This window comes from Dokdonia sp. PRO95, from assembly GCF_000355805.1.
Classification (GTDB): Bacteria; Bacteroidota; Bacteroidia; order Flavobacteriales; family Flavobacteriaceae; genus Dokdonia.
In genome coordinates this window covers 1868660-1895394 of sequence record NZ_CM001837.1, presented here as the reverse complement: position 1 = coordinate 1895394, position 26735 = coordinate 1868660, and the positions used below count along the sequence as shown (strand labels likewise).

The 26735-nt window shown below is 37.1% G+C and carries 22 protein-coding genes; 11 read left to right on the top strand and 11 right to left on the bottom strand.

From position 1 onward, the window contains the following. The first annotated feature begins 1 nt into the window (after window position 1). The 6 genes from D017_RS08450 (at window position 2) to rlmB (ending at window position 9511) form a co-directional block, all read left to right on the top strand. Window positions 2-1597 (top strand): SusD/RagB family nutrient-binding outer membrane lipoprotein, encoded by a 1596-nt coding sequence (locus tag D017_RS08450; protein WP_035335915.1) that lies wholly within the window; start codon window positions 2-4, stop codon window positions 1595-1597. A gap of 330 nt (window positions 1598-1927) precedes the next feature. Further along, the gene (locus tag D017_RS08445) at window positions 1928-5107 is read left to right on the top strand and encodes a SusC/RagA family TonB-linked outer membrane protein (RefSeq protein ID WP_035335913.1); all 3180 of its coding nucleotides are present in this window, start codon (window positions 1928-1930) and stop codon (window positions 5105-5107) included. Between the two features lie 10 nt (window positions 5108-5117). After that, on the top strand, window positions 5118-6875 hold the full coding sequence (locus D017_RS14950; RefSeq protein WP_051583843.1) for a SusD/RagB family nutrient-binding outer membrane lipoprotein: 1758 nt from the start codon (window positions 5118-5120) through the stop codon (window positions 6873-6875). Between the two features lie 17 nt (window positions 6876-6892). Then, a complete protein-coding gene (locus D017_RS08435; protein ID WP_035335912.1) occupies window positions 6893-7786 on the top strand; it encodes a hypothetical protein in 894 nt (297 codons plus the stop codon). A 9-nt stretch (window positions 7787-7795) separates the two neighbouring features. Then, window positions 7796-8662: a hypothetical protein gene (locus tag D017_RS08430; RefSeq protein ID WP_152023881.1), complete on the top strand. Its 867-nt coding sequence runs from the start codon at window positions 7796-7798 to the stop codon at window positions 8660-8662. 114 nt (window positions 8663-8776) lie between these two features. Continuing rightward, window positions 8777-9511 (top strand): 23S rRNA (guanosine(2251)-2'-O)-methyltransferase RlmB, encoded by a 735-nt coding sequence (gene rlmB / locus D017_RS08425; protein WP_035335910.1) that lies wholly within the window; start codon window positions 8777-8779, stop codon window positions 9509-9511. Here rlmB and D017_RS08420 read toward each other — a convergent pair. After that, complete coding sequence (locus tag D017_RS08420) at window positions 9506-10261, bottom strand: rhomboid family intramembrane serine protease (RefSeq protein ID WP_035335909.1); 756 nt, start codon at window positions 10259-10261, stop codon at window positions 9506-9508. The genes rlmB and D017_RS08420 overlap by 6 nt on opposite strands. 99 nt (window positions 10262-10360) lie before the next feature. Here D017_RS08420 and D017_RS08415 point away from each other — a divergent pair, with 99 nt between their 5' ends. After that, the gene (locus D017_RS08415; RefSeq protein WP_035335907.1) at window positions 10361-11638 is read left to right on the top strand and encodes a replication-associated recombination protein A; all 1278 of its coding nucleotides are present in this window, start codon (window positions 10361-10363) and stop codon (window positions 11636-11638) included. 7 nt (window positions 11639-11645) lie between these two features. Here the strand turns inward: D017_RS08415 and D017_RS14945 are convergent, their stop codons facing one another. The 6 genes from D017_RS14945 to radC form a co-directional block, all read right to left on the bottom strand. Then, on the bottom strand, window positions 11646-12476 hold the full coding sequence (locus tag D017_RS14945; RefSeq protein WP_051583842.1) for a hypothetical protein: 831 nt from the start codon (window positions 12474-12476) through the stop codon (window positions 11646-11648). Between the two features lie 7 nt (window positions 12477-12483). Beyond that, complete coding sequence (locus D017_RS08405; RefSeq protein ID WP_035335906.1) at window positions 12484-13890, bottom strand: DUF5723 family protein; 1407 nt, start codon at window positions 13888-13890, stop codon at window positions 12484-12486. 1 nt (window position 13891) lies between these two features. After that, window positions 13892-14401, bottom strand: coding sequence for a hypothetical protein (locus D017_RS08400; RefSeq protein ID WP_152023880.1), 510 nt, complete (start codon window positions 14399-14401; stop codon window positions 13892-13894). A 105-nt stretch (window positions 14402-14506) separates the two neighbouring features. Then, window positions 14507-15190: a YjjG family noncanonical pyrimidine nucleotidase gene (locus D017_RS08395; protein ID WP_035335902.1), complete on the bottom strand. Its 684-nt coding sequence runs from the start codon at window positions 15188-15190 to the stop codon at window positions 14507-14509. Continuing rightward, on the bottom strand, window positions 15183-16466 hold the full coding sequence (locus tag D017_RS08390) for a polysaccharide deacetylase family protein (protein ID WP_035335901.1): 1284 nt from the start codon (window positions 16464-16466) through the stop codon (window positions 15183-15185). The genes D017_RS08395 and D017_RS08390 overlap by 8 nt, the downstream gene beginning before the upstream one ends. Before the next feature lie 14 nt (window positions 16467-16480). Continuing rightward, window positions 16481-17194, bottom strand: coding sequence for a DNA repair protein RadC (gene radC / locus D017_RS08385; protein ID WP_051583841.1), 714 nt, complete (start codon window positions 17192-17194; stop codon window positions 16481-16483). A 199-nt stretch (window positions 17195-17393) separates the two neighbouring features. Here radC and D017_RS08380 point away from each other — a divergent pair, with 199 nt between their 5' ends. The 3 genes from D017_RS08380 (at window position 17394) to D017_RS08370 (ending at window position 20393) form a co-directional block, all read left to right on the top strand. After that, entirely contained in the window at window positions 17394-18011 is a 618-nt protein-coding gene (locus tag D017_RS08380; RefSeq protein ID WP_035335900.1) for a MarC family protein, read from the top strand. Window positions 18012-18041: 30 nt separating this feature from the next. Then, window positions 18042-19205, top strand: coding sequence for an ATP-grasp domain-containing protein (locus tag D017_RS08375; protein ID WP_035335899.1), 1164 nt, complete (start codon window positions 18042-18044; stop codon window positions 19203-19205). Between the two features lie 117 nt (window positions 19206-19322). After that, complete coding sequence (locus D017_RS08370) at window positions 19323-20393, top strand: L-dopachrome tautomerase-related protein (RefSeq protein ID WP_035335898.1); 1071 nt, start codon at window positions 19323-19325, stop codon at window positions 20391-20393. Window positions 20394-20478: 85 nt separating this feature from the next. On the opposite strand, the gene asnB is transcribed toward D017_RS08370, so the two are convergent. Further along, the gene (asnB, locus tag D017_RS08365; protein WP_035335897.1) at window positions 20479-22146 is read right to left on the bottom strand and encodes an asparagine synthase B; all 1668 of its coding nucleotides are present in this window, start codon (window positions 22144-22146) and stop codon (window positions 20479-20481) included. Between the two features lie 257 nt (window positions 22147-22403). On the opposite strand from asnB, the gene D017_RS08360 reads away from it, so the two are divergent. Further along, entirely contained in the window at window positions 22404-22940 is a 537-nt protein-coding gene (locus tag D017_RS08360; RefSeq protein ID WP_035335895.1) for a DUF2911 domain-containing protein, read from the top strand. A 90-nt stretch (window positions 22941-23030) separates the two neighbouring features. Here the strand turns inward: D017_RS08360 and D017_RS08355 are convergent, their stop codons facing one another. The 3 genes from D017_RS08355 to D017_RS08345 form a co-directional block, all read right to left on the bottom strand. After that, the gene (locus D017_RS08355) at window positions 23031-23561 is read right to left on the bottom strand and encodes a hypothetical protein (protein ID WP_035335893.1); all 531 of its coding nucleotides are present in this window, start codon (window positions 23559-23561) and stop codon (window positions 23031-23033) included. Window positions 23562-23566: 5 nt separating this feature from the next. Next, window positions 23567-24826 carry an asparagine synthetase B gene (locus D017_RS08350; RefSeq protein WP_081804664.1) on the bottom strand — a complete coding sequence of 420 codons (1260 nt, stop codon included), beginning with the start codon at window positions 24824-24826 and terminating at the stop codon, window positions 23567-23569. 95 nt (window positions 24827-24921) lie between these two features. Beyond that, on the bottom strand, window positions 24922-26664 hold the full coding sequence (locus D017_RS08345) for an alkaline phosphatase D family protein (protein ID WP_035335889.1): 1743 nt from the start codon (window positions 26662-26664) through the stop codon (window positions 24922-24924). Window positions 26665-26735: the final 71 nt, after the last annotated feature.

Here is a 26735-nt window from a genome sequence, read left to right as displayed (position 1 = left end):
AATGAAAACTAACTTTTTTATAATTATACTACTAATCACGGGCGCATTCACATCATGCACCGATGACTTAGTTGAGCTAAACATAAATCCTAACCAACCTGAGGTCGTTCCAACCGCTAATATATTTTCAAGCGCTACGAAACAATTTACAGATTTCTCAAGAAGTGGATTTAACGAAGGGCGTCTAACATTACCTTGGATGCAATACTGGGGACAAACCGCCTATGCTGATGAAGATAGATTTCTTTATCGTGAGACAACTGCCGAATCAATTTACAACAACACGTATTTGACGATGACAGATTTCAAAGCAATTTTAGATTTAAATACTAATGAGGAAACAAGAGGCGATGCAGCTGCATCAGGCAATAATGATAATCAAATTGCTGCATCTCGTATTATGTTATCTTATATGTTCTATGAGTTGACAAATTTCTTTGGGGATGTGCCTTACTACTCTTATGGATCTGACAATGAAACTTTCCAAGCAGCACAATTAGAAGCTGGAAACTTTACACCTGTATTTGCTGCGCAAGAGGACATCTACACAGATATTCTTAAAGAACTAAGAGAATCTGCAGATATGATTAATGAGGATGAACTTGTTTTTACAAATGGAGACAACATATTTAATGGTGATGCAACAAAATGGAAAAAGTTTGCTAACTCACTTATCTTAAGAGTTGCTACAACTATCAAAGGTGTTGATGCTGGTGCATATCAAACTGCTTTTGACGCAGCAATTGCTAGCGGAGTAATGACATCAAATGATGACAATGCTTCACAAGCCTATGATACTGCAGACGCAAATGCATCTCCACTATGGGGAGCATTTCTTACTAGAACAGACTTTGCAGTAGCTGCTCCTTTTGTTGAACTACTTAAAGGTGAAAGAGGAAACTTTGATCAAGATCCAAGATTATTTCAAATGGCTGTGCCAATTTCTGTTGACATCGAAGATGTGAAATCAGGGACAGCAGCAGTAACTATGGATTACGATGACTATTTAGGAGTGCCGTATGCATTTAGAAATACTAATTTTCTAGATAGAACTACATACTCTTATCCAAGTAGTAATGTTATTAAACCTGATTACCGAGAAATGCTGATGGAATATGCGGAAGTTCAGTTCTTAATTTCTGAAAGAAATGGTTTCGCGCAAGCGAACTATGAAGACGGTGTAGCAGCAAGTATGGAAAAGTGGGGAGTTCCTGCTGTAGATATAGCGACATTTGTAAGCAACCTTCCTCCAGCAAATCAAGCAAATGTTTTAAATCAAAAATATATTGCTTTATACATGCAAGGACATCAAGCTTACACTGAGTACAGAAGAACAGGTTTTCCTAACATTTTAGTTCAGGTAAATGAAACTGTTGATCTTCCTCAAGAACAGATTGATGGACTAGCACCAGAAAACAGAGTAGAAAGTTACGTTTTTGAAGCAGGACCTGTTGATCCATCGGTATCTGATTTACCATTTAGATTAAGATACCCACAAATATTACAAACTCTCAACGGTGCGAACAGAGACGCAGCGGCAGCCAACTTATCAAATGGCGATTTAATAATCAGTAAATTATTTTGGGACGTTAACTAAACTTTTGTAATTAACATCTAAAAAGGCCACTCAATTCATGAGTGGCCTTTTTTTTTTGGCTTAACAGATTAGCAATAGTAAACAATAAAATCTAATGAATTATAAAATGTTAAAATCATAAAGCTTTTGTAATAATTTTGAATTTTTCTTAACAATATGTCATTTCATGTCAACCCTCTGTTTTTCTGAACATTAAGACTATAAATATTAATAATAAGTTAATAAAACACCCTACTAACCTCATTTCCAACCTTAATTTCGTTAAAGAAATATTAATTTTTATATATAAAATGTTATTTTAGCCACGGCTAATTCAAATAATTTATAAAAATGAAAACAAAGTTTAGTGGAATTTTAACGCTATTACTAGCGTTTGTAGTGCAAGTTTCCCTTGCACAGACAACAGTTTCCGGAACTGTTACCGAAGAAAATGGTCCTTTGCCTGGTGCAAATGTCATTGTTAAAGGAACATCAACTGGAACACAAACCGATTTTGACGGTAATTATTCAATTCAAGCGAGTCCAACTGATGTTCTTATTTTCAGTTTCGTAGGATTCACTACAAAGGAAATAACTGTAGGAAATCAGACAACTATTAACGTAGGCCTTGCAACAGATAATGCTCTTGAAGAAGTAATTGTTACTGCTCAAGGAATTAAAAGAGAAAAAAAGGCGGTAGGTTATGCAGTAACCACCATTCAATCTGAAGCGATTGGATCAAGACCTTCTACAGATGTTGCTCGTGTACTTCAAGGTAAAGCTCCTGGGGTAAACATACAGCAAACCTCTGGACTTGCAGGATCTGGTACAAACATTATTATCCGTGGTTATTCTTCTATTAATGGTAGTAACCAGCCACTTTTTGTTGTTGATGGGATCCCATTTAATACAGCTACTAATTCTGACCAAGGGTTTAACTCAGGTGGAAACTCTGCATCATCACGTTTCCTAGATATTGATCCTAACAACATTGCTGAAATATCAGTTCTTAAAGGTTTAAGTGCAACAACTCTATACGGACAAGCTGGACGTAATGGTGTTGTTCTTATCACGACTAAGTCTGGTTCTACCTCAGGGTCTCTTCAAAAGAAGTTTGAAGTTTCTGTAGATCAATCATATTTTGTGACTGAGATTGCAAACCTTCCAGATTATCAAGATACTTATGGTAATGGATTTTACCAGTCATACTCTCAAGCATTTAGTAACTGGGGACCTAATTTTGATTCTAGAGGTACAAATGGCGTAGATGAAAATGGTAATGTACCACACCCATATGACAGAGCTGCTCTTGCAGATGTGTTCCCAGAATTTCAAGGTGCAGATTATGCTTACCGTCCTTACGACAGTGTTGAGCAATTCTTTACTACAGGAGGCGTAACTACAACTTCTATAGGGGTAAACTCTTCAACAGACAAAGGTTCTTATAATGTAAGTTTTGGACGTACTGATGAAGAAGGATTTGTAAAAACAAGTACATACCAACGTATTAACTTTAGTGCCGGAGGATCTACAAAACTCGCAAATGGATTGAATATATCTAGCTCATTCAACTTTACAAGAACAGACAGAACAACACCTCCTACTGCAGTTGCTACAGGAAGTAACCCTGCAGCAGGAACAGCATCACTTTTTGCAAACGTTCTCTATACACCTAGAAGTGTAGACTTAATTGGGCTTCCATATCAAAACCCGGTAGACAACTCAAGTGTTTACTATAGAGGTGGAAATGATATTGACAATCCTTTCTGGACATTAAACAACATTCAGAATGATGAACGCGTGAATAGATTCTTTACTAATATATCTGCATCTTATGATATTAGCGATTGGTTCAACGTAAGTTACCGTGTAGCATATGATACTTATTCACAAGAGCAGCAGTATGGAGCAAATAAAGGAGGTAATCAAATCCAAGGTGGTGTTTTAACTACTTCTAGTAGAATAAATGAAACTTGGGATCACACATTAAGTTTAAACTTTGATAAATCTATTTCTGACAAATTAAATATTGATGGTAACATTGGTCTCAACCCAAGAAGAGAAGTTACGAGTCTTCAAGGAGTTTCGAGTAATCAACAATTTGTTTATGGTCTATTGACTCACAACAATTTTGAAGAATCAAACGGTTTTACAGGTTTTCAAGAGCAAAATATCATAGGTCTTTACGGAAACGTAACACTTGGTTACGATAACTATGCTTATTTAAACTTACAAGGTAGAAATGATTGGTTCTCTTCTTTACCAAAAGAAAACAGAGCTATATTCTATCCTTCTGCGAGTTTATCATTAATCCCTACGTCTGCATTTGAGTCTCTTAAAGGCAATGATGTTGTTAACTACATAAAACTTAGAGTAGGATATGGATCTTCTGCAGGTTTCCCTAACCCATATGCAACAACAATTGGGCTTGGAAGTGGAACAAACGTATTCCAAAATCAAGATGGTGGAGCAGTAAACGTTCTTACTGTAGCAAATACTTTAGGAAATCCAGATTTAAAACCTGAACTTATTCAAGAACTTGAAGCTGGTATAGAAGCACGCTTATTTAAGAATAGATTATCCCTAGATTTATCTGTTTATGATAAAGTTTCTAATGATCTTATTATCCAGAATAGACTCTTAGATCCTGCAACAGGATATACTGTTACATCTGATAACATTGGAGAAATTACTAATAAAGGTATTGAAGTAGGATTCGGAATTAAAGCAATTCGCGGAGAGAAAGAAGGTGATTTCAACTGGGATATTAATGGACAATGGTCTGTTAATGAGAATATTGTTGAAGATAACGGAGGTGAGGACGGAAGTATTACTGTTTTCGCTGGATTTAGTAACTTAGGTAACGCGGCTATATCAGGCGAAGCTTTTGGTGTCATTGTAGGTAGCTCAATCACGAGAGATGCAAACAACAACTTAGTTGTGGGAAGTGATGGTAATTACCTTGTAGACAACAACCTATCTGTAATCGGTGATCCGAATGCAGACTGGAGATCAACAGTAATAAATGAATTCTCTTATAAAGGCTTCTCATTACAAGCTCAACTTGAATATCAACATGGAGGAGATATGTATTCTACAACAGCTGCGGCACTTCTAGCTCGTGGATTAACTGAGGATACAAATTTCGATAGAACTCAAACGTATGTATTACCAGGTGTAACACAAGATGGAGCTCCTAACAACATACAAATAGCAGCTACAGATGTAGGTTTTAGAAATTCTGGATTCTTTATTGATGAACAAGCAATCTATGATGCTACCTCAATACGTTTAAGAGAAGTATCTTTAGGTTATACATTCCCTGAGAAACTTTTAGAACGCACACCATTAGGTAGCCTTAGAGTTAACTTCATCGGTCAAAATTTATGGTTTAAAGCTATAAACTTCCCAGATGGTCTTAATTTTGATCCAGATGTATCAAGTACAGGTGTAGGAAATGGTCAAGGGTTTGATTACCTCACAGGACCTACTTCTAAAAGATTTGGTTTTAGTCTAAACGCAACATTCTAAAAAAAAGAAAATGAAAAAAATATTTTATTCTATATTGGCATTATCTATGATATTTGCTACTAATTCGTGCGAGACCACAGAGTTAGATTTACTAGAGAGTCCTACTCAAGTAGGACAAGACCAACTTGATCCGCAATTCTTGTTTAATAATATTCAATTAAATTTTGCAGGATTTGCTTCAACTACAGGAGGGTATGGATCATTTGCTTCATCTGTAACTAGACAGTTCTCAATGACAGGATCTAGTGTTTATGCAGGTGCATACTCCCCAGGTACTTTCAACGGAATTTGGTCAAACGCTTACGCAGGATTACTTCAAGATATTCAAACACTTGAAAATTTCCCAGAAGCTGAAACAAACTTCTCTTATCAATTGGGTGTATCCAAGATATTAAAAGCTCAGGTCCTTTTTACATTAGTTGATTTCTTTGGAGATGTTCCACTAGAAGAAGCTTTACAAGGCGCTGATAATCAAAGTCCAAATTTCACTGATCAAGTATCAGTTTATTTAGCAGCATTTGATGAATTAAATCAAGGTAGAGCATTACTTTCTTCAGGTACTGGTATTGAACCATTAGAAGACTTCTTCTATGGACTTGCCAACTCTTCTACTTCAAGAGGAAAATGGATTACAGCAGCAAACTCATTAGAGCTTCGTGCATTAAACAATGCAAAAGCAGGTGCTAGTGACTTAGGCATTGATGTTACAGGAAGAATTACTGCATTATTGAATGACAATAATTTAATCGATGATGCTTCAGAAGATCTTCAATTTAACTATGGTGCCAATAGATTAAACCCTAACACTCGTCATCCAGGATACAGTTTGAATTATGAAAATGATTCTTCTGGATATTTAGCTAATTACTTGATGTGGGAGATGACACAAGAAAAAGGCTTTGATGATCCAAGATTATTCTATTATTTCTACCGCCAAGATACTAACGCACAGAATGAGGATATATTTACTCTAGGATGTGCTGTACAATCAGCACCGGGACACTATGCTAGTGTTACTTCAATATATGAAGACGTTGATGTTACTGTACCTTTTTGTACTGCAGTTCCTTCTAGAGGTTACTGGGGTCGTGATCACGGAGATGACAATGGTATACCACCAGACAACACAAAAAGAACAGTATGGGGACTTTACCCTGCTGGAGGTGCGTTTGACGTAGGTGATGCTGCTGGAATTCAGAATGAAGGAGCAGATGGTCTTTTAGGAGCTGGGATAGAACCAATTCTTTTGAGTTCACACATCGCTTTTATTAAATCGGAAATTGCCTTAGAATTAGGAATAGGTGATGCTCAAGCTAGTCTTGAAGAAGCTATCAGATTCTCAATGGATAAAGTAACTTCTTTTGGAGGATTAAATCCATCTACTATTGTTGTTGCAGATGATTCAGGTACGGCAGCTAATGAGGAGGTTTTATTAGGAGAATTTTTAGCTTCACAAGCTCAAATTGACAACTATGTCAATTTTGTAAATGATGCTTATGATCAAGCTGTTGGGAATGACGCTAAACTCAATGTTGTGATGAAAGAGCATCACATTGCTTCATTTGGTAATGGACTTGAAGTATACAACGCATACCGTCGTACAGGATTCCCTAACAACATGCAACCTTCTTTAAACCCTAATCCAGGAGATTTTTACAGAAGTGCTTTATATCCTGATTCAAGTATCAACAACAATCCAAATGCTCAACAAGCTGATATTTCACGTCAAGTATTTTGGGACAAAAATCCAGCTGGATTTATTAACTAATTTCAAAACTAGAAAAAATGAAAAATATATTAAAAACGTTTCTCATTGCCTTTATAGCAGTTGGTATTTTCAGCTGTGAGGATAATGAAAAATATCCATTACCTGCTACAGAGGATGGATCGTTTGTAACTGTTGAGTTTGACAATTTAATACTTGATGTTACAGATTTAGAGAATACGGCTATTACTGGAGTACTAAAAGCGCCAGTACCAAACGTAGCATCTTACGAATTGCAAGTAGCTCGTTCTACAGGAGGTGTTTTATCAGATTACGTAACTGTATACACTACAGACACCTTCCCATCAAATTTCTCTATTGATTTAGAAGACTTATCTGGTGCATTAGGACTAGAAGTTGCAGATTTTGGTGCAGGAGACCGTTTTGACTTCCAAGCTACAAGCACATCTACAGATGGAAATGTGACTGAATTCTCTTTAATTAATGGGGATTTACAGGCAGAGCCAGGTCAGCTTCAATCATACCAGTTTACTTCTTTTATTTCTTGTCCTTTCTCTACTGATGAAGCGCTTGGAACTTATACGTTTACAGATTGTGGATTCGGTAATTGTGAAGGAAATCAATTTGAAGTTGTAGCAGGTACAGATCCTAATACTGTGGTTTTAATTAACCCTTACGACTCTACTCCACTTAACGCTGGAGATGATCCATTTGAAATTACTATAGTTGTTGATCCAGCTACAGGAATTGGTAGTATTGCTCAACAACGTGCATTTTCTACATTAGAGTATTGCTGTGGAGGCTTTGAGGATACTGAAATCCAGGCAGATTCTGGATTTTACTTCTCTTGTACAGGTACTATATTATTCACTGCGCGTACAGTCGTTCCTCAGACAGGTACTGGTGCACTATTCACCTTCGGAAATCGTGCGTTTGAAGCTCAGAAAAACTAAAAATTAAAAATGATGAAACTTAATTATATTAAATATTTCGGAAAATTTGCTTTTGCTGCAGTGCTTGCACTTGGAGCAGTAAGTTGTGAAGATGATGAACCTGTCTCTGCGGGAGAAGGTGACCCTCTAACAAAAAATATTGTTTCAGTAGACGCTATGGTAACTGCACTTCAACCAAATGTTGGAGAAGGAAACCTTACACCATTTGCTGTAACGATTGGAAATTCATTTAGCTCTGACGCTACTGTAACTGTAAAAGTTACTTTCGATAATGGTGAGGTAAGTACAGGAACAGCAGTTGTTCCTGCTGGTACTACAACTGGAACCGGATCTTTAACTATGCCTACAGATGATGGATTTATACCAGCAGGTTTAGTTGCTGAAGATGCAGGAACTCTTTCTGCTGTAGCCATCCGTCTTGACGAATTAGTTGAAGGTACAACGTATGTTGTCGCGCCTAACGAAACAAGTATTGGAATTTTCTCTGATACACTAGGTATCGCTGGAGGTCTAAACAGCATTTTTGACTGGACGAATCCAGAAAATGCAGATCTTGATTTTTACGTTATAGATGAAGCATTCACTGCTATTTTGGAGGATTCTGAAACAGGTTCTCGTTTTGAAAGTGATTTATTTCAAACTATTGGGAGAGAAGATGGAGTTTACGTTTTTTACACTTCAATATTTACTGCACCAGCAGATGAGGCTATTGATTACCAAGTACTATCAACCTTACCTGATGGGTCACTTAATGCCTTTGAAGGGACACTTCCTGCAGGAAGCCCTCAAGGCTCTTTTATTCCATTAGGATCGTTTGAGAAAATAACAGACGAAGTAAGTGGTACAGTTTCATACACCAATTTTACGGCTCTATAATCTAAAGACGTAATTTAATTATAAAGGGGGACCAATATGGTCCCCCTTTTTTTGTTCTTACTAGTGTGCATTTATATATTCCATAATAGAATACCTTTTAACTATCTTTGCAGCATGCAAAAAGACCTACAAATCTTTGGTACTCGTGCCATCATAGAAGCTATACAAGCTGGTAAAGAAATAGATAAAGTTTTTCTTCAAAAAGGGCTTCACAACCCTTTATTGAGCGAACTCAATACACTCATCAAAAAAAATGGTGTACAAACTTCACATGTACCTATTGAAAAACTAAACAAACTAACACAGCAAAATCACCAAGGTGCTATTGCCGTAGTAAGCGCGATTTCATTTTATGATTTTGAAGAGCTTGTAAATGCTGTTGTAGAAACCGAAGCTGCTCCCCTATTTATATTATTAGATCAATTATCTGATGTAAGAAATTTTGGTGCCATTATACGTACTGCAGAATGTACAGGCGTGCATGGTATCATTATCCCTAAAAAAGGTGGCGCTCCAGTAAATGGTGTGGCTATAAAAACTTCGGCCGGAGCTGCTTTTAACATTCCTATTGCCAAGGTTGACCATATTAAAGATGCCATTTATTACCTACAAGGATCAGGAGTGCAAGTGGTAGCGGCAACAGAAAAAACTGATACTACTTTATTTGAAACAGACCTTACACCACCTACGGCTATAGTAATGGGTCGTGAAGACAGTGGTGTATCTCCTGGCGTTCTCAAAATTGTAGATAAACAAGCAAAACTTCCTCTTAAAGGCTCTATTGCTTCATTAAATGTTTCGGTTGCTTGTGGTGCTTTTTTATATGAAATAGTTAGACAACGCTCATAAACTACCTTTTTCCGGTGTTTTAGGATCTTTGTACTCATAACTTATCACAATAGTTTCCGCTCCTTCATCTTGATCAATTTCTGGAGGCAGTTCAAAGAAGTTTCCATTTTCATCAAACTGCTGCATGAATGGATCATCATCTGAAGAATAATCAGGTTGCTCCCAATTATATGTAACTGGTTTTGGTACGCTTTCGCGAAAGCATAACGCAATCAATCCTCCAGCTATAAATCCAGATAAATGCCCTTCCCAAGATATAGTCTCACTAGTGGGAAGTGTTCCCCATATGAGACTACCATAAAGAAATACAACTATTAATGATAGTGCAATAAGTCGAAAGTGCTTTGCTAGGATCCCTTTAAAGAAGAGAAAAGAAACTAGCGCATATATCACTCCGCTCATTCCGATATGGTATGAGTCCCGACCTATTAGCCAAGTACCTGTGCCGCTCAATATGACAAGAAGTAAAAGAACACGCCAAGAAATTTTCCTATAAAAATAGAACAAGGCGGCACTAAGCACGAGTAATGGTACGGTATTGTGCCATAAATGTTTGATTCCAGAATGAATAAATGGTGAGAAAATCACACCTTTTATTCCCGTTGCCGTACGTGGTCTCACTCCCCACTTAGTAAAGTCTAAACCAAACTTTATCTCTACCCAGAATACTCCCCACATTAAGAGAACAAAGAATAATGGGAATACTACTACCCCATTATAAAACTTAAAATAATCTGCTTCTTTGTTCATAAGAATGTGCTTATCTCTTTAACTACAAATTAACGCCCATAGTCGAAGTAGATGTAATATTGTCACTAAAGACCTTAACAAAATAGCTATTTTTGTACTATGAATACTCCTCTTGCAGAAAGGTTACGCCCAAAAAAATTAGAAGATTACCTCAGCCAGCAACACCTTGTAGGCCCTAACGGATCACTACAACAGGCGTTAAAGGCGGGTATAATACCGTCGCTTATTTTGTGGGGACCTCCAGGTATAGGAAAAACGACTCTTGCAACTATTATCTCCGAAGAGTCCAACAGACCTTTCTACACGTTGAGCGCTATAAACAGCGGAGTTAAAGATATACGTGACGTTATTGATAAAGCAAAGCAAAGCGGAGGGCTTTTTACACAAAAAAACCCTATCCTTTTTATAGACGAGATTCATAGATTTTCAAAATCGCAGCAAGACTCTCTACTAGGAGCAGTAGAGCGCGGTTGGGTAACCTTAGTAGGTGCTACTACAGAAAACCCAAGTTTTGAGGTTATTCCCGCATTGCTCTCTCGTTGTCAAGTATATATCCTAAAACCCTTTGAAAAGAAGGATTTAGAATTATTACTTCATAGGGCAATTACAGAAGATAGTATTCTCCAGAAGAAAGATATCACACTCAAAGAAACAGAAGCATTACTCCGCCTAAGTGGCGGAGATGCTCGTAAACTACTCAATATATTTGAACTTATAGTAACTACAGAGTCTCAAAAAGAGGTAATTGTTACTAATGATATGGTGCAATCTAAAGTGCAACAAAATATTGTACGATATGATAAGACTGGAGAGCAGCATTACGATATAATTTCTGCTTTCATCAAATCAATACGAGGAAGTGACCCTAATGCAGCTGTTTACTGGCTTGCACGTATGATAGAAGGCGGGGAGGATGTGAAGTTTATTGCTCGCCGTCTTATTATTGCTGCTTCTGAAGATATTGGGAATGCAAATCCGACGGCACTGGTAATTGCTAATAATTGTTTTCAAGCCGTGACAACTATTGGGTATCCTGAAGCGCGCATTATACTTAGTCAGTGCGTGACTTACCTTGCCACTTCTCCAAAAAGTAATGCATCATACCTTGCAATAGGCAAAGCGCAACAACTAGTAAAACAAACAGGAGACTTATCTGTACCACTCCCGTTACGCAATGCGCCAACGAAGTTGATGAAAGAAATAGGGTATGGTGATGATTACAAGTATTCACATGACTTCCCAGGTAGTTTTGTAAAGCAAGAATTTATGCCACCCGAAATAAGTGGCACTAGATTTTACGAACCCACTAATAACGCGCGCGAAAAAGCTTTACGCGAAAGTTTAAAAGAAAAATGGGGTTCTAAATACGGATATTAAAAGACTATTATTTCTTAATAAAAATCATCTCGATAGGATCTGCAATTCCCTTAATCACACGCTCCACAATAAGACGTCCCTCTTTTAAATATCCTTTTCCTGTAAACTGAGTTGTTGTTACTTGAAAGCGCGCACCTAATTTTACATTAGTGACCTCTCCTATTTTTTGAGAATTTTCAAAAAACTGAATGGATGAACCAGCAGTAAGCGCTTCATAAGCGCCATCTGTACTTACATAAGATTGTACCGTTAACACATTATTTCCAGAAAGTGACTCATTACCTACTCGCTCTTGACTAGAGACAGTAGACTCCACTATGTTCTCCTCCTTTTGAGAATTATCTACTAAAGGTTTCTCAGGTTTCTCAGTCATAGTAGGTTTTTCTTCAACCACCACGGCACCACTTTCTTGATACGCATAATTAAGCTCTTCGATAGATACAAAAGCTCTCCTTAGAGCCTCATGATAACTCTTCTTATAATCTTTAAGCTTGCTAGTTCCTTCTTCTGATAAGAATATTACAGCATCATTACAGTCTAGTAATTTCACGCGCAATTTAGTTCTAAGCATTCCTGAAGATTCTACAATATCTGCACGAAGGTTGTTACACCCATTACGTTTGTAATCTAACGGAAGATTACTTGCCTTTTCCAAGTAAGCCTCAAACCCATATTTATTAAAAAGAAAAGTTGTTAAGCTATTCATTTGATACTGGTCTTGTTCATTCAAAAAATCAAATTTTTCAGGAACAATCACATATTTATAATCATTAACAGATTGAGATATTAATGAAGAACTTATAACGACTGTAAGTAATAAACTAAGTACTAATTTCATGGTAGAATTATTTGTTATTGAATACTAGTTGCATTCCAAGTTGTAAACTCGCTCCTCTAGCCTTTGCAAGATTTGAATATTCTAGTAAGTTATCTGCAGCAAGATAGAGATTAAATTTATCAATTTTTGCACTCATTAAAAGCCCAATATTCTTACTTGAACGTTTGTCATAAGTATACGTAACACGCGAGAGTAATTTATTCCCCCACTGTTTTTCATAGTAACCCGTCAATGCAGTTTGAAAACCTCTAGGCCTCTTTATGCTATATAAATGTGCACCCACTCGATTTTTATAAATTCTTTTTGATTTGGATCTACAATTACACCCCTCTCCCCTATCCTCACCAAAAGAATACTGTACAGAGCCATTTATTTTTAAAGGACGCCAACTAATATAAGGGCTAGATAAACTATCTTCAAGAGTTACGGCATCTTCAAACTCATCTTCTAGTTCCTGCCAGTATGAAGTAGTCTCGACTCCCTGTATAGCGCCTGGAAATTCAAGCTCAATACCACTAGTCTCATAATCACCTCTAGCACTAAAATTCTTCACATCTGCTTTATGCCTCACAAAACCAATATCGATAAGACTTCCAGTGACTAGCCATTGATCATTAATAAAATGTGTGAACCCTACATCTAAACCAAATCCAGCATTATCACTAAGAAAAGCATTACTAACAATTTCATTTACTTCTGTAGACTCTTCTTCTTCAAACAATGATGCAATACCAGAAGTGTTTACTCCTAGACTTACATTACGTAGTTGATGACTATAAAAATTGGGCCCCTCCGGTGTAGTTCTCGTTACAAAAGTCCCAGTATTATCAGTACTATTAATATTTGCAACACTCATATATACTTTAGCTCGCACCCCTAATTGCCAAGAGTCGTTTACTTGCTTCTGCAATCCAAAGTGATATACAGAGAGAGACTCTGCAGTAAACGAAAGATCAGAAAAGTCAAACGCCCTATCAATATAATCTGCATTACCTCTATAGGCCAGTACTGCGATGTCTTTTGGGAAGTAGACAAGTGCATCTATCTCATGATACAAACCTCCAGAGTAATAAACTTCTGACTTCCTTGACCTCCATCCAAAAGACAAAATCTCTAGTTGCTGATTTACACCAAAGTAATCTTTACTATCAAGCTCAGCGATCGCAATATCAATAGAGGTATTAATATCTCTATCTGACCTAAAGAGGTCGTAAGCACTAACTCCAGATGAGCCACCCTCTACAGAAAATCCAGATAAAAAAGGGATTCCTATATGCTTGTCAAAAGTAATAACACTTGCTGGATTACTTAACAGTGACTGAGGCAACTCTTGCACATTGTACAATAGCTGTTTATTCTGTGCTGAAACGGTATAGGTTAATACCAGAAAAAGAAAACCAAGTATATATTTCATACTAAAAATCTGATATTTCTAAAGCGTATATAGCTTTACTTTGTAATGAATAGTGCCCATTAATAGGTTGTCCATTTAAAAATAGCGTTATCTCATTAACAACTTGAATTGAATTCTTAATGCGTGCTATATCTTCTTCAGAAAGAATAACGTCAAAAGAATTTCTAACAACCTCACCATCTAACGAGCCATTTATCGGGTAATTTAATTCATATTGCACACGACCTGATTGATCAAGAAAAAGTGATTTATTTACTACATTCTGAGATAATGTACTCTCACTTTGATACATAAACGACAACTCCTTTAATGATTCTTGAACAATTGCATCATTTATAAACTCAAGCCTAGTTGTGTCTCTTATAACAATTTGAGAACCCACATTAGGCGCCGCCTGAAAGTTTGCTGCATTAAGTGTAAAAAAAACTAAATCTGCATCCACTCTAGGGCTCAAGACTACCTCATCTACACGGTCTGTATCAATATCACTAACGCAGGATGTTGTTAACACTAGTAAGCTTAAAGCGAAAAAATAAAAAAAACGTCTATAAGAAATCATATGTCACTTGATTGTTACGTAGTACCGTATTAAAACGATGCAGGTTTAGCCTTATTGTTAAAGATACTCTTTGAGTTGTGGTATACTCTTGACTTCTTTAATGCCTGATGGTAATTTCAATTTATGGTAATTGAAACATATTGCATCCATTCCTACATTTATAGCCCCTACAATATCTGCCTCATACGTATCCCCTATCATGAGGCTAGTACTAGCAGTAGCTCCTGCTTTTTCCATAGCTACATGAAAAATTTTAGGATTTGGTTTCTTAACATTGGCAGACTCACTAGTGGTCATAGTTTGAAAATAAGGGGTAAGTCCTGACTTCTTCATTTTGGTAGTTTGCACTTCTTGAAAGCCATTAGTAATAATGTGCATCTTATAATTAGGCGCTAGATAATCTAATAACTCGATAGTACCATCAAATAGAAAGTTATTCTGTGGCAAGTGATTAATGTAATCATCAGAGAGTCTATCAATAATATCATCTGTAACAGAAATCCCCATCTTGTCAAAGGTCTTTTTAAATCTTCCGTAGCGCAGCTGTGCTTTCGTGATACGTTCTTCTCTATACCATTTCCATTGCTGGAAATTTATAGGACTATAAACTTCTAAGAACTCGTCATAATTAATAGAGAGATTGTTGAGTTCAAAAATTTTGGCGAAAGCCAAACCACTATTACGGTCAAAGTCCCATAATGTGTGATCAAGGTCAAAAAATATATCTGTAATATTAGCCATTTGCTAGTAAGTGTCTAAAGAGTTTTTTGCTGTAAATATCATCAAAGGAGGCATTAGAAAAAGAAATTCTAAATACGCCTCCCACGTTCTTAAGGCGGTCTTGTAACTCCTTGAGAAGTACAAAATCAATGGTATGGTTTTTATAATTTATAATTGCATCAGACTGCATGCAAACTGGGTTTACGACTAGTGGAGTCTGGATTTCATAATCAAGATCGTAATACAAGAATGATTGTGATGTACCTGCTCTAAAACCTATAATACCGTCATAGCCCATAGTAAAATCTTGTTGAATCTCTTGATCTAAAGCATCGCGATACACGTGCGGTAAATTCAATTTAAAATTTGAGATGTGTATGCTACGCAAGGGTCTATGTTCTATTTCTTCTAGACGCTTTCGTTCTAGACCTAAGGAAACCTTGTCACGTGCAGCTTGTGGCGATACTAACAGACCTACTTTGCAATAATCACCCACCATTTTTATGGTAGTTTGAAAGCTACGCTTAGAATGTTTAATATTCTTACCATCCTTACCATAATCTCCCACTTGAAAAAATACTTGAAAGAGGCATTTTTCATTTTTCTGCACATTAGTAAGCCAGCCGAAGGTGTCGTAAGGATCTTTACGTGCACCTACTAATACTTGTGTGCGTCGTAAAATTTCGCGCAAGCGTAATTTACTTATATCTCTCACATAACCTCCTAGCATGCGTAACACGCCTAGCTTTCTGTATTTGAAAGCCTGAGGCACCGTAACCATCATATGTGTATGATAGGTGCTTTCTTTCAACTCAATTGCTGGAAAACTATTAACTAGTACTGCTGCAAAACGATGTATCCATATATCAATGACTGGCTGCTGTAAAAAATCATGTATTCCCCCTAGACTTTCTGAAGCGGGAAAGCGTCCCAAGTCATCCTTTACATGTGGTAAATACTCTTCATACCTACTTAATAAATAAAATGTTGCGGCAAAAATATCATAGGGAATCTCAGTTGTTGCTTCTCTTATTTGAAAAAAACAAGGAACTCCATCCCAGTCTTGTACGCTTATATCCATAGAAAGTACTCCTTGATCAAAGAGCAAGTCTGTGCTTCTTATGTGAAGTTCGTTACCTAATTTTTTGTTAGTATAAGAAAGTTTAGGTCCCTCGTGAGCAATAAAAGCTTCTAACTTGCTAGTAAATTGCACAGGCACGCCTAAAATACGCGTACATATATGTTTGAATGTATATGAAACACGAGGTGTGATTTTATGCGTATAAACAAGTAACATGAGGCAGGCAGTGATTATAGAATGCCGTCATCGGCAAAGCTAAAATACTGTTTTTCGGTCACAATAATATGGTCTAAGACTTGGATATCTAGACTCTGCGCAGCCGTTTTCAGTTTGGCAGTAAGTAGCTTATCTGCTTGTGATGGTTTAAGGGTTCCAGAAGGGTGATTGTGCCCTAAAATCATTCCCACAGCACTAAGTTCTATGGCGGTTTTCATTACTAGCCTTACATCTACTAGTGTTCCCGTGAGTCCGCCTTTACTCACTTGCTCTTTGCGTAGTACCTTGTTTGAATTGTTTAGAAAAAGCACCCAGAATTCCTCGTGCCCTAACTCTCCTATGATGGGTTGTAAAATTTGATAAGCATCTTTTGAGGAAGAAATACGCTTTCGCGAAAGCGTCTCTCCACCACTTCTCCTTCTCCCTAGTTCTAGCGCAGCAGCGATAGTAACGGCCTTTGCCTCTCCTATTCCTTTAAATTTCATTAAATCTTTTACCGAAAACTTACCCAGCTCCGAAAGATTATTCTCGGCTTGGGAGAGAATGCGTTTACTTAGTGAGACTGCGCTTTCCTCTCTAGAACCAGAACTTATTAAAATAGCGATTAACTCTGCATCAGATAATACAGAACGTCCCTTTACCATTAGTTTCTCTCGTGGCCTATCATCTTCAGACCAATTTTTTATAGAAATATAGGAAGCAGCGTCTGTAGATGATTTTATAGCCATAAGCCTTAAATATAATGCTTTAGTCTGAATATCTGTACTTTAGCTATGCAATTGACTTTAGTACATATTGCTAAAACTATAACTACAAAGAGTGCACTAGGTAATACCGCAACGCTTAGTATATAAAAGGTGTCTTTCTATTTAAGGATATGAAGAATGAGAAAATGGTACATTTACATCTCATCTCTAAAAGCTATATATGTCTGAAATCATCACTTCCATTTTCTTCATTTTTGCAGTGATTGACCCTATAGGATCTATCCCTGTATATCTAGAGGCTACAAAAGAATTTGATTTACGTCACAAAAAGAAAATTGCCGTTAGAGCTTCTGTGATAGCATTTTTAATACTCTTATTTTTTATAGTGATAGGACAGCTCATTCTTGAAGGAATGTCTGTATCCTTGAATGCCTTCCAGATTTCTGGAGGTGTAATACTATTTCTATTTGCGCTTACTATGATTTTTGGCGATGGTAAACCAGAAGACGAAAAAAATAAAATTACAGATTATAAACACGTTACCATATTCCCCATTGCAATACCGTCTATTGCTTCTCCTGGAGCAATTATGGCTGTGGTTTTAATGACAGATAACCATATTTACTCTATACAGGAACAGTTTATAGCTACAGCACTCGTGCTGTTTGTGATAGGACTTACTTGTTTGATTTTACTTGGAGCAAATAAACTTCAAGATCGCATAGGTAACTACGGGATTACTGTTATTAGTAAAATAATGGGACTCATCTTAGCCGCGTATGCTGTACAAAGTATTTTGAGCGGGATAAGCTCTTATTTTGGGACAGGTATCGCTTAAAATTTATTTCAAGACCTCATAATCATCATCATGTTTTTAATAGACAAGCCCTTTGCTTCAGATTTTCTTATTGCAACTATAAAAGAAAATAACTACCCCATTATTGCCACTCCAATTGCAAAGTCCATTATTCAAGATGACACGCTCAACTGGATAGAGGAGCAGGATGCGGTAGCTATCTATAACGATAATCCAGAAACAGCATTATATTCAAACTCAGAAAACGCGCTGGTATGGATAGAAGAGCACCTAGGAGATAGCACACTTGCTCGTCAAATAAATATTTTAAAAGACAAAGTCCAATTTAGAGAGCTTACTAAAAGCTTGTTTCCAGACTTTTATTTTCAAAAGCTTTCTCTAACTGATGTCCATCTTCTAGATGCCGAAACATTAAAATTCCCTTTTGTTATTAAACCTAGTGTTGGCTTTTTCAGCATAGGAGTTCATATCATCCACGATCAACATGATTGGAAACAGGCAAAGAAGGAATTACACCCAGAGAAGCTCAAAAGCATCTTTCCTAAAAATGTGCTGGACACCACATATTTTATTATTGAAGAATTTATTCAAGGAGAAGAATTTGCTATAGATTACTATCACAATGCAAATGGTGAGGTTGTAATTTTAAACATTTTACACCACCTATTCTCTTCTGGCAAAGATACTAGCGATCGCGTTTATTGCACCTCAAAAGATACTATCACCACATATAGTGCTGCCATACATGAATTCTTAAGTGCGTTAGGACAAGAATTACAACTCAAGAATTTTCCTGCGCATGCAGAGATACGCATCGATGCTTCTGGAAAAATAACTCCTATTGAGGTTAATCCGCTGCGTTTTGGAGGATTTTGTACTACGGGTGACTCACTTGGTGTTACCTTAGATTTTAATTCTTATGTATGCTTTCGCGAAAGCAAAAAACCTAACTGGGACCACATATTTAAAGGCAAGGAGGATAAAGTCTTTAGCATAATTATACTAGACAATAGTACGGGTATCCCTGCCGAAAGCATCAAAAGTTTTGACTACAAAAAGATAGCTACAAAGTTTGAAAAACCAGTACTAGTAAGACCTCTGGATATACATAGCTATCCTGTATTTGGATTTATTTTTACAGAAACGAGCCTTGGTAATGAGCGCGAACTCACAGATATCTTAACTTCTGATTTAAAGGAATACGTTACTACATAATCTCAACAAGGTTTCTTGAATTTTATAATAAGCCTAACACTTTCTATTCGCTGGGCGTAAATCGCCGTACTATCTTTACAGCCTCTAAGAAGTACCATATATTATAAAACTCATATTATGAATAAAACAATACTATCGCTACTTGTTGTATTTTCTATTATAAGCTGCAAGAACACTACAGAAACAAAAGAAGCACAAAAAACTCAGGAAAGCCCAGTAATTACTGAAGTAGCTACCTTTACAGGACAACAGGTTACAGGTGTTACGGTAAGTAATGAAGGTAGAATATTTGCTAATTTTCCAAGATGGAGAAAAGGTGTAGAAAACTCTGTAGTTGAAGTATTAGAAAATAATGAGTCGGCTGCATTCCCTAACGAACAGTGGAATACATGGGAAGATGGAAAAGAAATTAATGATTCGCTTTTTGTAGCGGTACAATCTGTAGTCGCTTTCAATAATGACTTATATGTAGTGGATACACGTAATCCATTATTTGGTGGTGTGATTGACAACCCAAAAATCTTTGTATTTGACTTAACTACAAACTCATTAAAACGCACTTACACTATTGATGAAACTAGCATCCATAAAGACTCATACATAAACGATGTGCGTATAGATGCAAAAAACAACAAAGCTTACTTTACAGACTCTGGACATGCAGGACTTGTAGTTTTAGACCTTGAGTCTGGCGAATCTAAAAGAGTTTTAAATGAGCACACCTCAACACTAGCTGAAGTAAGCCAACTTACTTTTCCCGGTGGCAGTACTTGGGAGAACACAGTACATTCTGATGGTATTGCATTAGATGTAAATAATGACATTTTATATTACCACGCACTGAGCGGTTATAGCTTATATGCTATCCCTACGGCTGTTTTAAATAATGGTACTCAAGAAGAAATAGAAAATAGCGTATCTCTAGTTAAAAAAACAAGCGCACCAGATGGGATGATACTTGATGATGCTAGTAACCTTTACTTCGCCGACTTAGAAAATAACAAGGTGATGAAAATGGATGCTAACACTAAAGAAGTTTCTACACTTATTGAAGGTGACCAAGTACGCTGGGCAGATACCTTTAGTATTTACAAAGGCGATTTATATTACACCAACTCTAGAATAAATGAAATTACAGGTCCTCTAGGGGATATGAAATTTACTATCAATAAAGTGAGTATTGATTAAATAGAAGCCTTTTAATTTCAGGTATTAAAAAACCGCTTTATCCTTGAAGATAAAGCGGTTTTTCTATTTAACAATTTACATATTCTTAATAAGCATCATCATGTACAAAAGCAACAGCTCTACCTGATGGATCATTCATGTTTTTAAAAGCTTCATCCCATTCTAGTGCTGTAGGTGTACTACAAGCTACACTTGGCACAGAAGGCACACAGCGTGCTGCAGCATCACTTGGGAAGTGCTCTTCAAAAATAGTACGGTAGTAAAACTCTTCTTTGTTTTGAGGCGTATGGATAGGGAATCTATGATGTGCATTTTCCATTTGAGTTGCACTCACGGCTTCATCTACTATGTCCTTAAGACTATCAATCCATGAGTAACCTACACCGTCTGAGAACTGCTCTTTCTGTCTCCAAGCTACACTTTCAGGTAAATACTTTTCAAAGGCTTTACGCAAGATCCATTTTTCCATCTTACGCTCCTTAGTAATCATTTTATCTTGAGGGTTAAGACGCATAGCGACATCCATAAATTCTTTATCTAAGAAAGGAACACGTCCTTCTATTCCCCAGGCTGCAAGTGATTTATTTGCCCGTAGACAGTCATACATGTGTAACTTATCTAGTTTACGCACAGTTTCCTCATGAAACTCTTTGGCATTAGGCGCCTTATGGAAATATAAATATCCTCCAAAAATCTCATCTGCCCCTTCTCCTGAGAGTACCATTTTTACTCCCATAGATTTGATCACGCGAGCCATTAAGTACATAGGCGTACTCGCTCTTATCGTGGTGATATCATACGTTTCTAGATGATAGATTACATCACGTATGGCATCTAGTCCTTCTTGTATCGTAAACTCAATAGGGTGATGTACTGTCCCTATATGATCTGCAACTACCTGAGCAGCTGCAAGATCTGGAGAACCTTTGAGTCCTATACTAAAAGAGTGTAACTGTGGCCACCATGCAGCTTGCTCATCACCAGATTCTATACGCTTTTCTGCATATAGCTTTGCAACTGCACTGGTGATTGAAGAATCTAAACCTCCAGAAAGCAATACCCCATAAGGCACATCACTCATAAGTTGGCGTTTTATAGATGCCGCTAGTGCATCGTGCAACTCTTCTATACTTGACTCGTTATCTTTTACGTTATCAAATTCCATCCAGTCGCGAGAATACCAGCGTGTGAGCTCTCCTGTTACACTAGAGTAGTAATGTCCTGGAGGAAATAATTCTATCTTAGAACAAACACCTTCTAGTGCCTTCAACTCAGAAGCCACATAAAAAGTCCCATGCTGATCCCATCCCATGTATAGCGGAATAATTCCCATGTGATCACGGGCCACAAAATATTCATCTTTTGCTACGTCATATAGCGCAAATCCAAAAATCCCATTAAGTTTATCGCAAAAGTCGTGACCGTATTCTTTATAAAGTGCTAGTATGATCTCACAGTCTGATGCTGTTTGAAACTCATAATCACCTGTTATAGTCTCACGCAATTCTTTATGATTATATATCTCGCCATTTGCCGCAAGTACTAGACTCTTATCTTTTGAAAATAATGGTTGTTTTCCAGAAGCTGGATCTACTATAGACAGACGTTCATGTGTCATGATCGCTTTATCATTATTAAACACGCCATTCCAATCCGGCCCTCTATGGCGAATTTTTTTAGACATTTCTAATAATTGGGGGCGTAAATCTTCGGCTTTCTCCTTGAGATCAAAGGCGCATACAATTCCACACATGATTTTAAATATTTATTGTTATTGATAAGTCAAATATGCGATTATACTTCATTTAATAAAACGTTTATATAACATACAGTTACATATTATAACTAAATATCAATTAAACGTATTAATATGAAGGTATACGCTTTCGCGAAAGCGTACTTCTAAAACATTTTGAAAGTTTTAGCACTTTTGTAAGACTTACAACATAACTTTGAAGAAGCCTTGAGAGGTATTTCAAGACTAATTAACTCTTAAACACAATTACTATTATGAAAAAGTTTTTTATGACTGCTATGGTTGCACTAGCGTTTGTTGCTGCACCATCTGTAACTGCACAAGATTTTAAAGTAGACAAAAGCCCAATGGATCAAGCGGCTTTTCCATCTAATTACAAGGAATCAAATAAACAAGTAAAAGTAACATATAGCCGCCCTCAACTTAAGGAGCGTGAGCTTTCTAAACTTGCTCCAGACGGAAAAGTATGGAGATTAGGTGCAAATGAAGCAGCAGAGATTACACTTTACAAGGATATGAAATTAGGTACTACTCCAGTAAAAGCAGGAACGTACACAATGTATGCAATGCCTAATGGAGCCGAGTGGACCATTATTTTAAGCTCTGATCTCAATGTATGGGGATCTTACTTTTACAAAGAAGCAAATGATGTAGCTCGTATCACGGTACCAGTAACACAAGCAGATGAGTCTATTGAGTATTTTGGGATGGAATTCTTACCTGTAGATCAAGGAGCTCACCTTCACATGGCGTGGGGTAATGCTCGCGTAGAAGTACCTTTCTATAACTAAACATAGGCCTTAGGCTAAAAAACAGAAAACTGGATTCTCATTCTTGAGAATCCAGTTTTTTTTTATGTGTTAGAATGGGTATTTAGTGCACTATTCTTCAAAATTACCATCGAGCCACCTAGCTACTTTAAGTTCCCACTGTACTTCTTTCATATGATCGATAGAGTGGTTTGTTTCTTTATCAAATAATTGCTGGGTAGCAATGCGCTCCTCCTCTACTTCTTTATAAAGCATTTTTATTTCTTCAAGACTATTTGATGTAAATGCAAACGCGGCTACTTTATCTTTAAGTTTACGGGCATATACCTCAGTAATATTAAAATGTGTTTGCTCATGAGCTAGGAGATGCTTACTCTTTTCTTGGTGTCGCACCCATGAATACTCTGGATAGAAATGAGCAGTAACTGTTAGACTTTCTTTGTCTATGTACCCATCACCATCTGCTGCATATCCTTGACTAATCCCCGTACTTGAACTAGCTGCCCATCTCTCTAGCGAATCTGGTGTTCCTTTAAAATCTGACCATTGCAATACTCGGTTGCTATTCCAAGCAAGTCTTTCTGGAGCATCAGAGACAGACACTAAGGCTATTGCAAATAATATGATTAATACTCTACTCAATGCTATTAGGTTTTTTGTTTCTTCTTGCGTGCTGCTGGAAACAGTACGTTATTTAAAATCAAACGATAACCAGGTGAGTTAGGATGTAGTTCTAACTCTGTCTTAGGATCACCTACTCTATGCTGATAATCTTCTGGATCGTGCCCTCCATAAAAGGTAAAAAATCCTTTTCCTTTAATCCCGTGAATGTATCTCGCTTCACCATTTGTGAGATTTTCTCCCATGACTAGCACATTAGATTTTATAGTCTCAGGATCATAACTCGTAGTCTGTCCCATAAACCCTTTTACAAGTGCCGTATGATTTTGACAAAGCATCGTAGGGATAGGATCCCATTTTGCACTATAATCTTTTAAGGTAAAATAGTCTGTTTGAAAAGGAATCTTACGCTTGCGTGTCATATCAATAGACGAAAACTCATAGGTAGTAGGAGAACGTTCTAGCGTATAATTTTTAAAAGCAAATGTTTTTTGAAAATCTATTTTTGAAGTATATCCTGGTTCGCTAGGATCTCCGTCAAACATTGGTTCGCAAATATCTACTCCCTCGGCAGAGAGGGCAATATCAAAGCTATCTGTTGCACTACACATGGCAAACATAAAACCTCCACCCACAACATAGTCACGTATCTTCAGAGCAACATCTCCTTTTTCCTTTGATACCTTATTGTAACCTAATTGGGCCGCAAGTGCCTCGGCAGCTTTTTTCTCTTCTATGTACCAAGGCGAGGCACGATAAGAACCATAAAATTTTCCAAACTGCCCAGTAAAATCCTCGTGATGTAAGTGTAACCAGTCATATAAAATAAGTTGATCACTCAGTACTTCTGTATCGTAAATCGTAGTATAAGGTATCTCTGCATAGGTAAGCACCATGGTTACGGCATCATCCCAAGGCACCTTACTGTCTGGTGTGTAAACAGCAATTTTTGGTGCTTTTTCTAATACAATTGCTTCCATATTCTGAGATGGACTTGCTATTTCTGTTAGAATTTGCTCCGTTTGTCCGTCTGATAATACTTCATAAGAGACACCACGTATGGTACACTCGCGCCGTACGTCTTCGGTATCTGGTAGCAAGAAAGAGCCGCCTCTATAGTTAAGCAACCATTTTACTTTTTGGTTTTTATCAAGTGACCAGTACGTGATTCCATAAGCTTTAAGATGCTCCCTTTGTGACTCTACATCCATCGGAATGAGGATATATGACGCTTTCGCGAAAGCGAAATTCATTATCAAAAAGGATAATATAAGTAGTTTCTTCATTGTCAATTTTATAACGTTGAAATTACAAAAATCGTGCACAAAAAAAACCCTTATGTAAGAATAAGGGTTCTAATCATTGATTTACTTCTGTTTCACTAGAAACTCTCAGAGTGACCTGTATGCGTCGTATAGTTTGAAGAAGCAATCGTATCAATAAAAATCCAATCAGACTGCACTCCAGAACCACTTAAAGTTACTTTAAGATAGCCACGCTCTGTTGCATTAAAGTAATTAAGTCCATCTATAAGAATGGTCATTGCTTGTTGGAACCCTGTAATTGTAGCTGCATCACCTCCTAAAATACCTTCAAATCCTGGCGAACTAACAGAAGCTGTTGCAAGCTCCTTACCCACAGCAGTTCCATCTTGAAGTGTAAGATCATTATACCACGCATTATGTGTATCGCCCGCAAGAACAACCACATCTTTCCCTACAAAGCTACTCATTAACTCTTCTCGTTCTACTAAGTATCCATCCCAAGCGTCAAGATTGTAAGGAATTGTATTAGACACTCGCCCTATCTCTTGGGCGGTAAGCGTTGGATCATTTGCTTGTACACGTAGTTTGAGCTCTACCAGCTCGGTAAGCTGCGCTTGAAAGAAAGCCGTAGTTCCGGCAGACACCGATCCTGTTGCTCCTATTTCTCCTAAAATAGTTCCTATTGTAATGATAAGCTCTGCTGGTATAAACATTTTTCCCATAAGCACCTGCTGCCCTATCACTTGATACTTTGAAGAACTATTTGCTAGGGCACTCTGGAACCAGCTCTTTTGTTGTACGCCTAACATACTACGGTTAGGATCTACTAGATCTTCGCCAAATGCAGTAAAATCAAAACTACCAGTACTCCCAAAGTAGTTATTAAAATCTAGTTGCTTATCACGACCTACTAATCGAGTATCAAGCATAATTAAATCTGCAAGATCTCCTATTTTAAAACTTCTATAAATGATATTTACATCATTTGTCATTGCTGGTAAATACTCACTATATGCTTGGAGTGCTGCCTGCTTGCGAGTTTCAAAATCACCTTCGTCATCTTGATGATTTTGGGCTCCATCTTGATAAGTGTCATTTGTAATTTCGTGATCATCCCATACGGCAATAAACGGTTTTTTTTGATGTGCTAGTTGTAGTCCTGCATCACTGCGATATTGACGATATCTCTGGCGATAATCATCAAGACTTACGATTTCATAATTAGGCTCAGGGACTCTACCTAATGCAACCGTATTTTCATTTGTTCCATATTGATTCTCTCCGTACTCGTAAATATAATCCCCTAAGTGAACTATAATATCCACATCAGAATTTCCTATTGCATCATATACATTAAAAAGTCCAGCAGCATAGTTTGCACAAGAAACCACTCCCATAGATACTGCATCAAGGCCGCTCGATGGTAAAGTAATAGTCTCTCCTATTACAGAAATAGTGTTGTCTTCTAGATTTGCAAAGCGATAATATAATTTTTGACCTGCCTCCAGATCTTGTACCTCAACACTAACTGTAAAGTCGCGGCTACTATCTGTAATTACCTCGCCACTTCTTACAATAGTATTAAAATTTACATCCGTACTCAATTCATATGTAATCGTTGCTTGACTTGCTTCTGTAGTATAATGTGTCCAGATAATGACTTGATTACTCGTAGGGTCAAAACTCGCTACGCCAAGTTCAAAATTTGAAGTGGTAAGGTTTTCTGGTATGATAGCATTATCTAACGCTAAATCATCATCATTAGAACAGCTTATAAAGTTAGGAATCAATATTATACCGCCAGTAGCCAGCAATGTATTACGTAGAAAAAGTCTCCTTTTATTAGATGGATTACTCATAAAAATATGTGTTTGATTTTGTGACACATAATTAAAGTTCATCCTTAAAGTCTGAGTTATTCTAAAGTTAA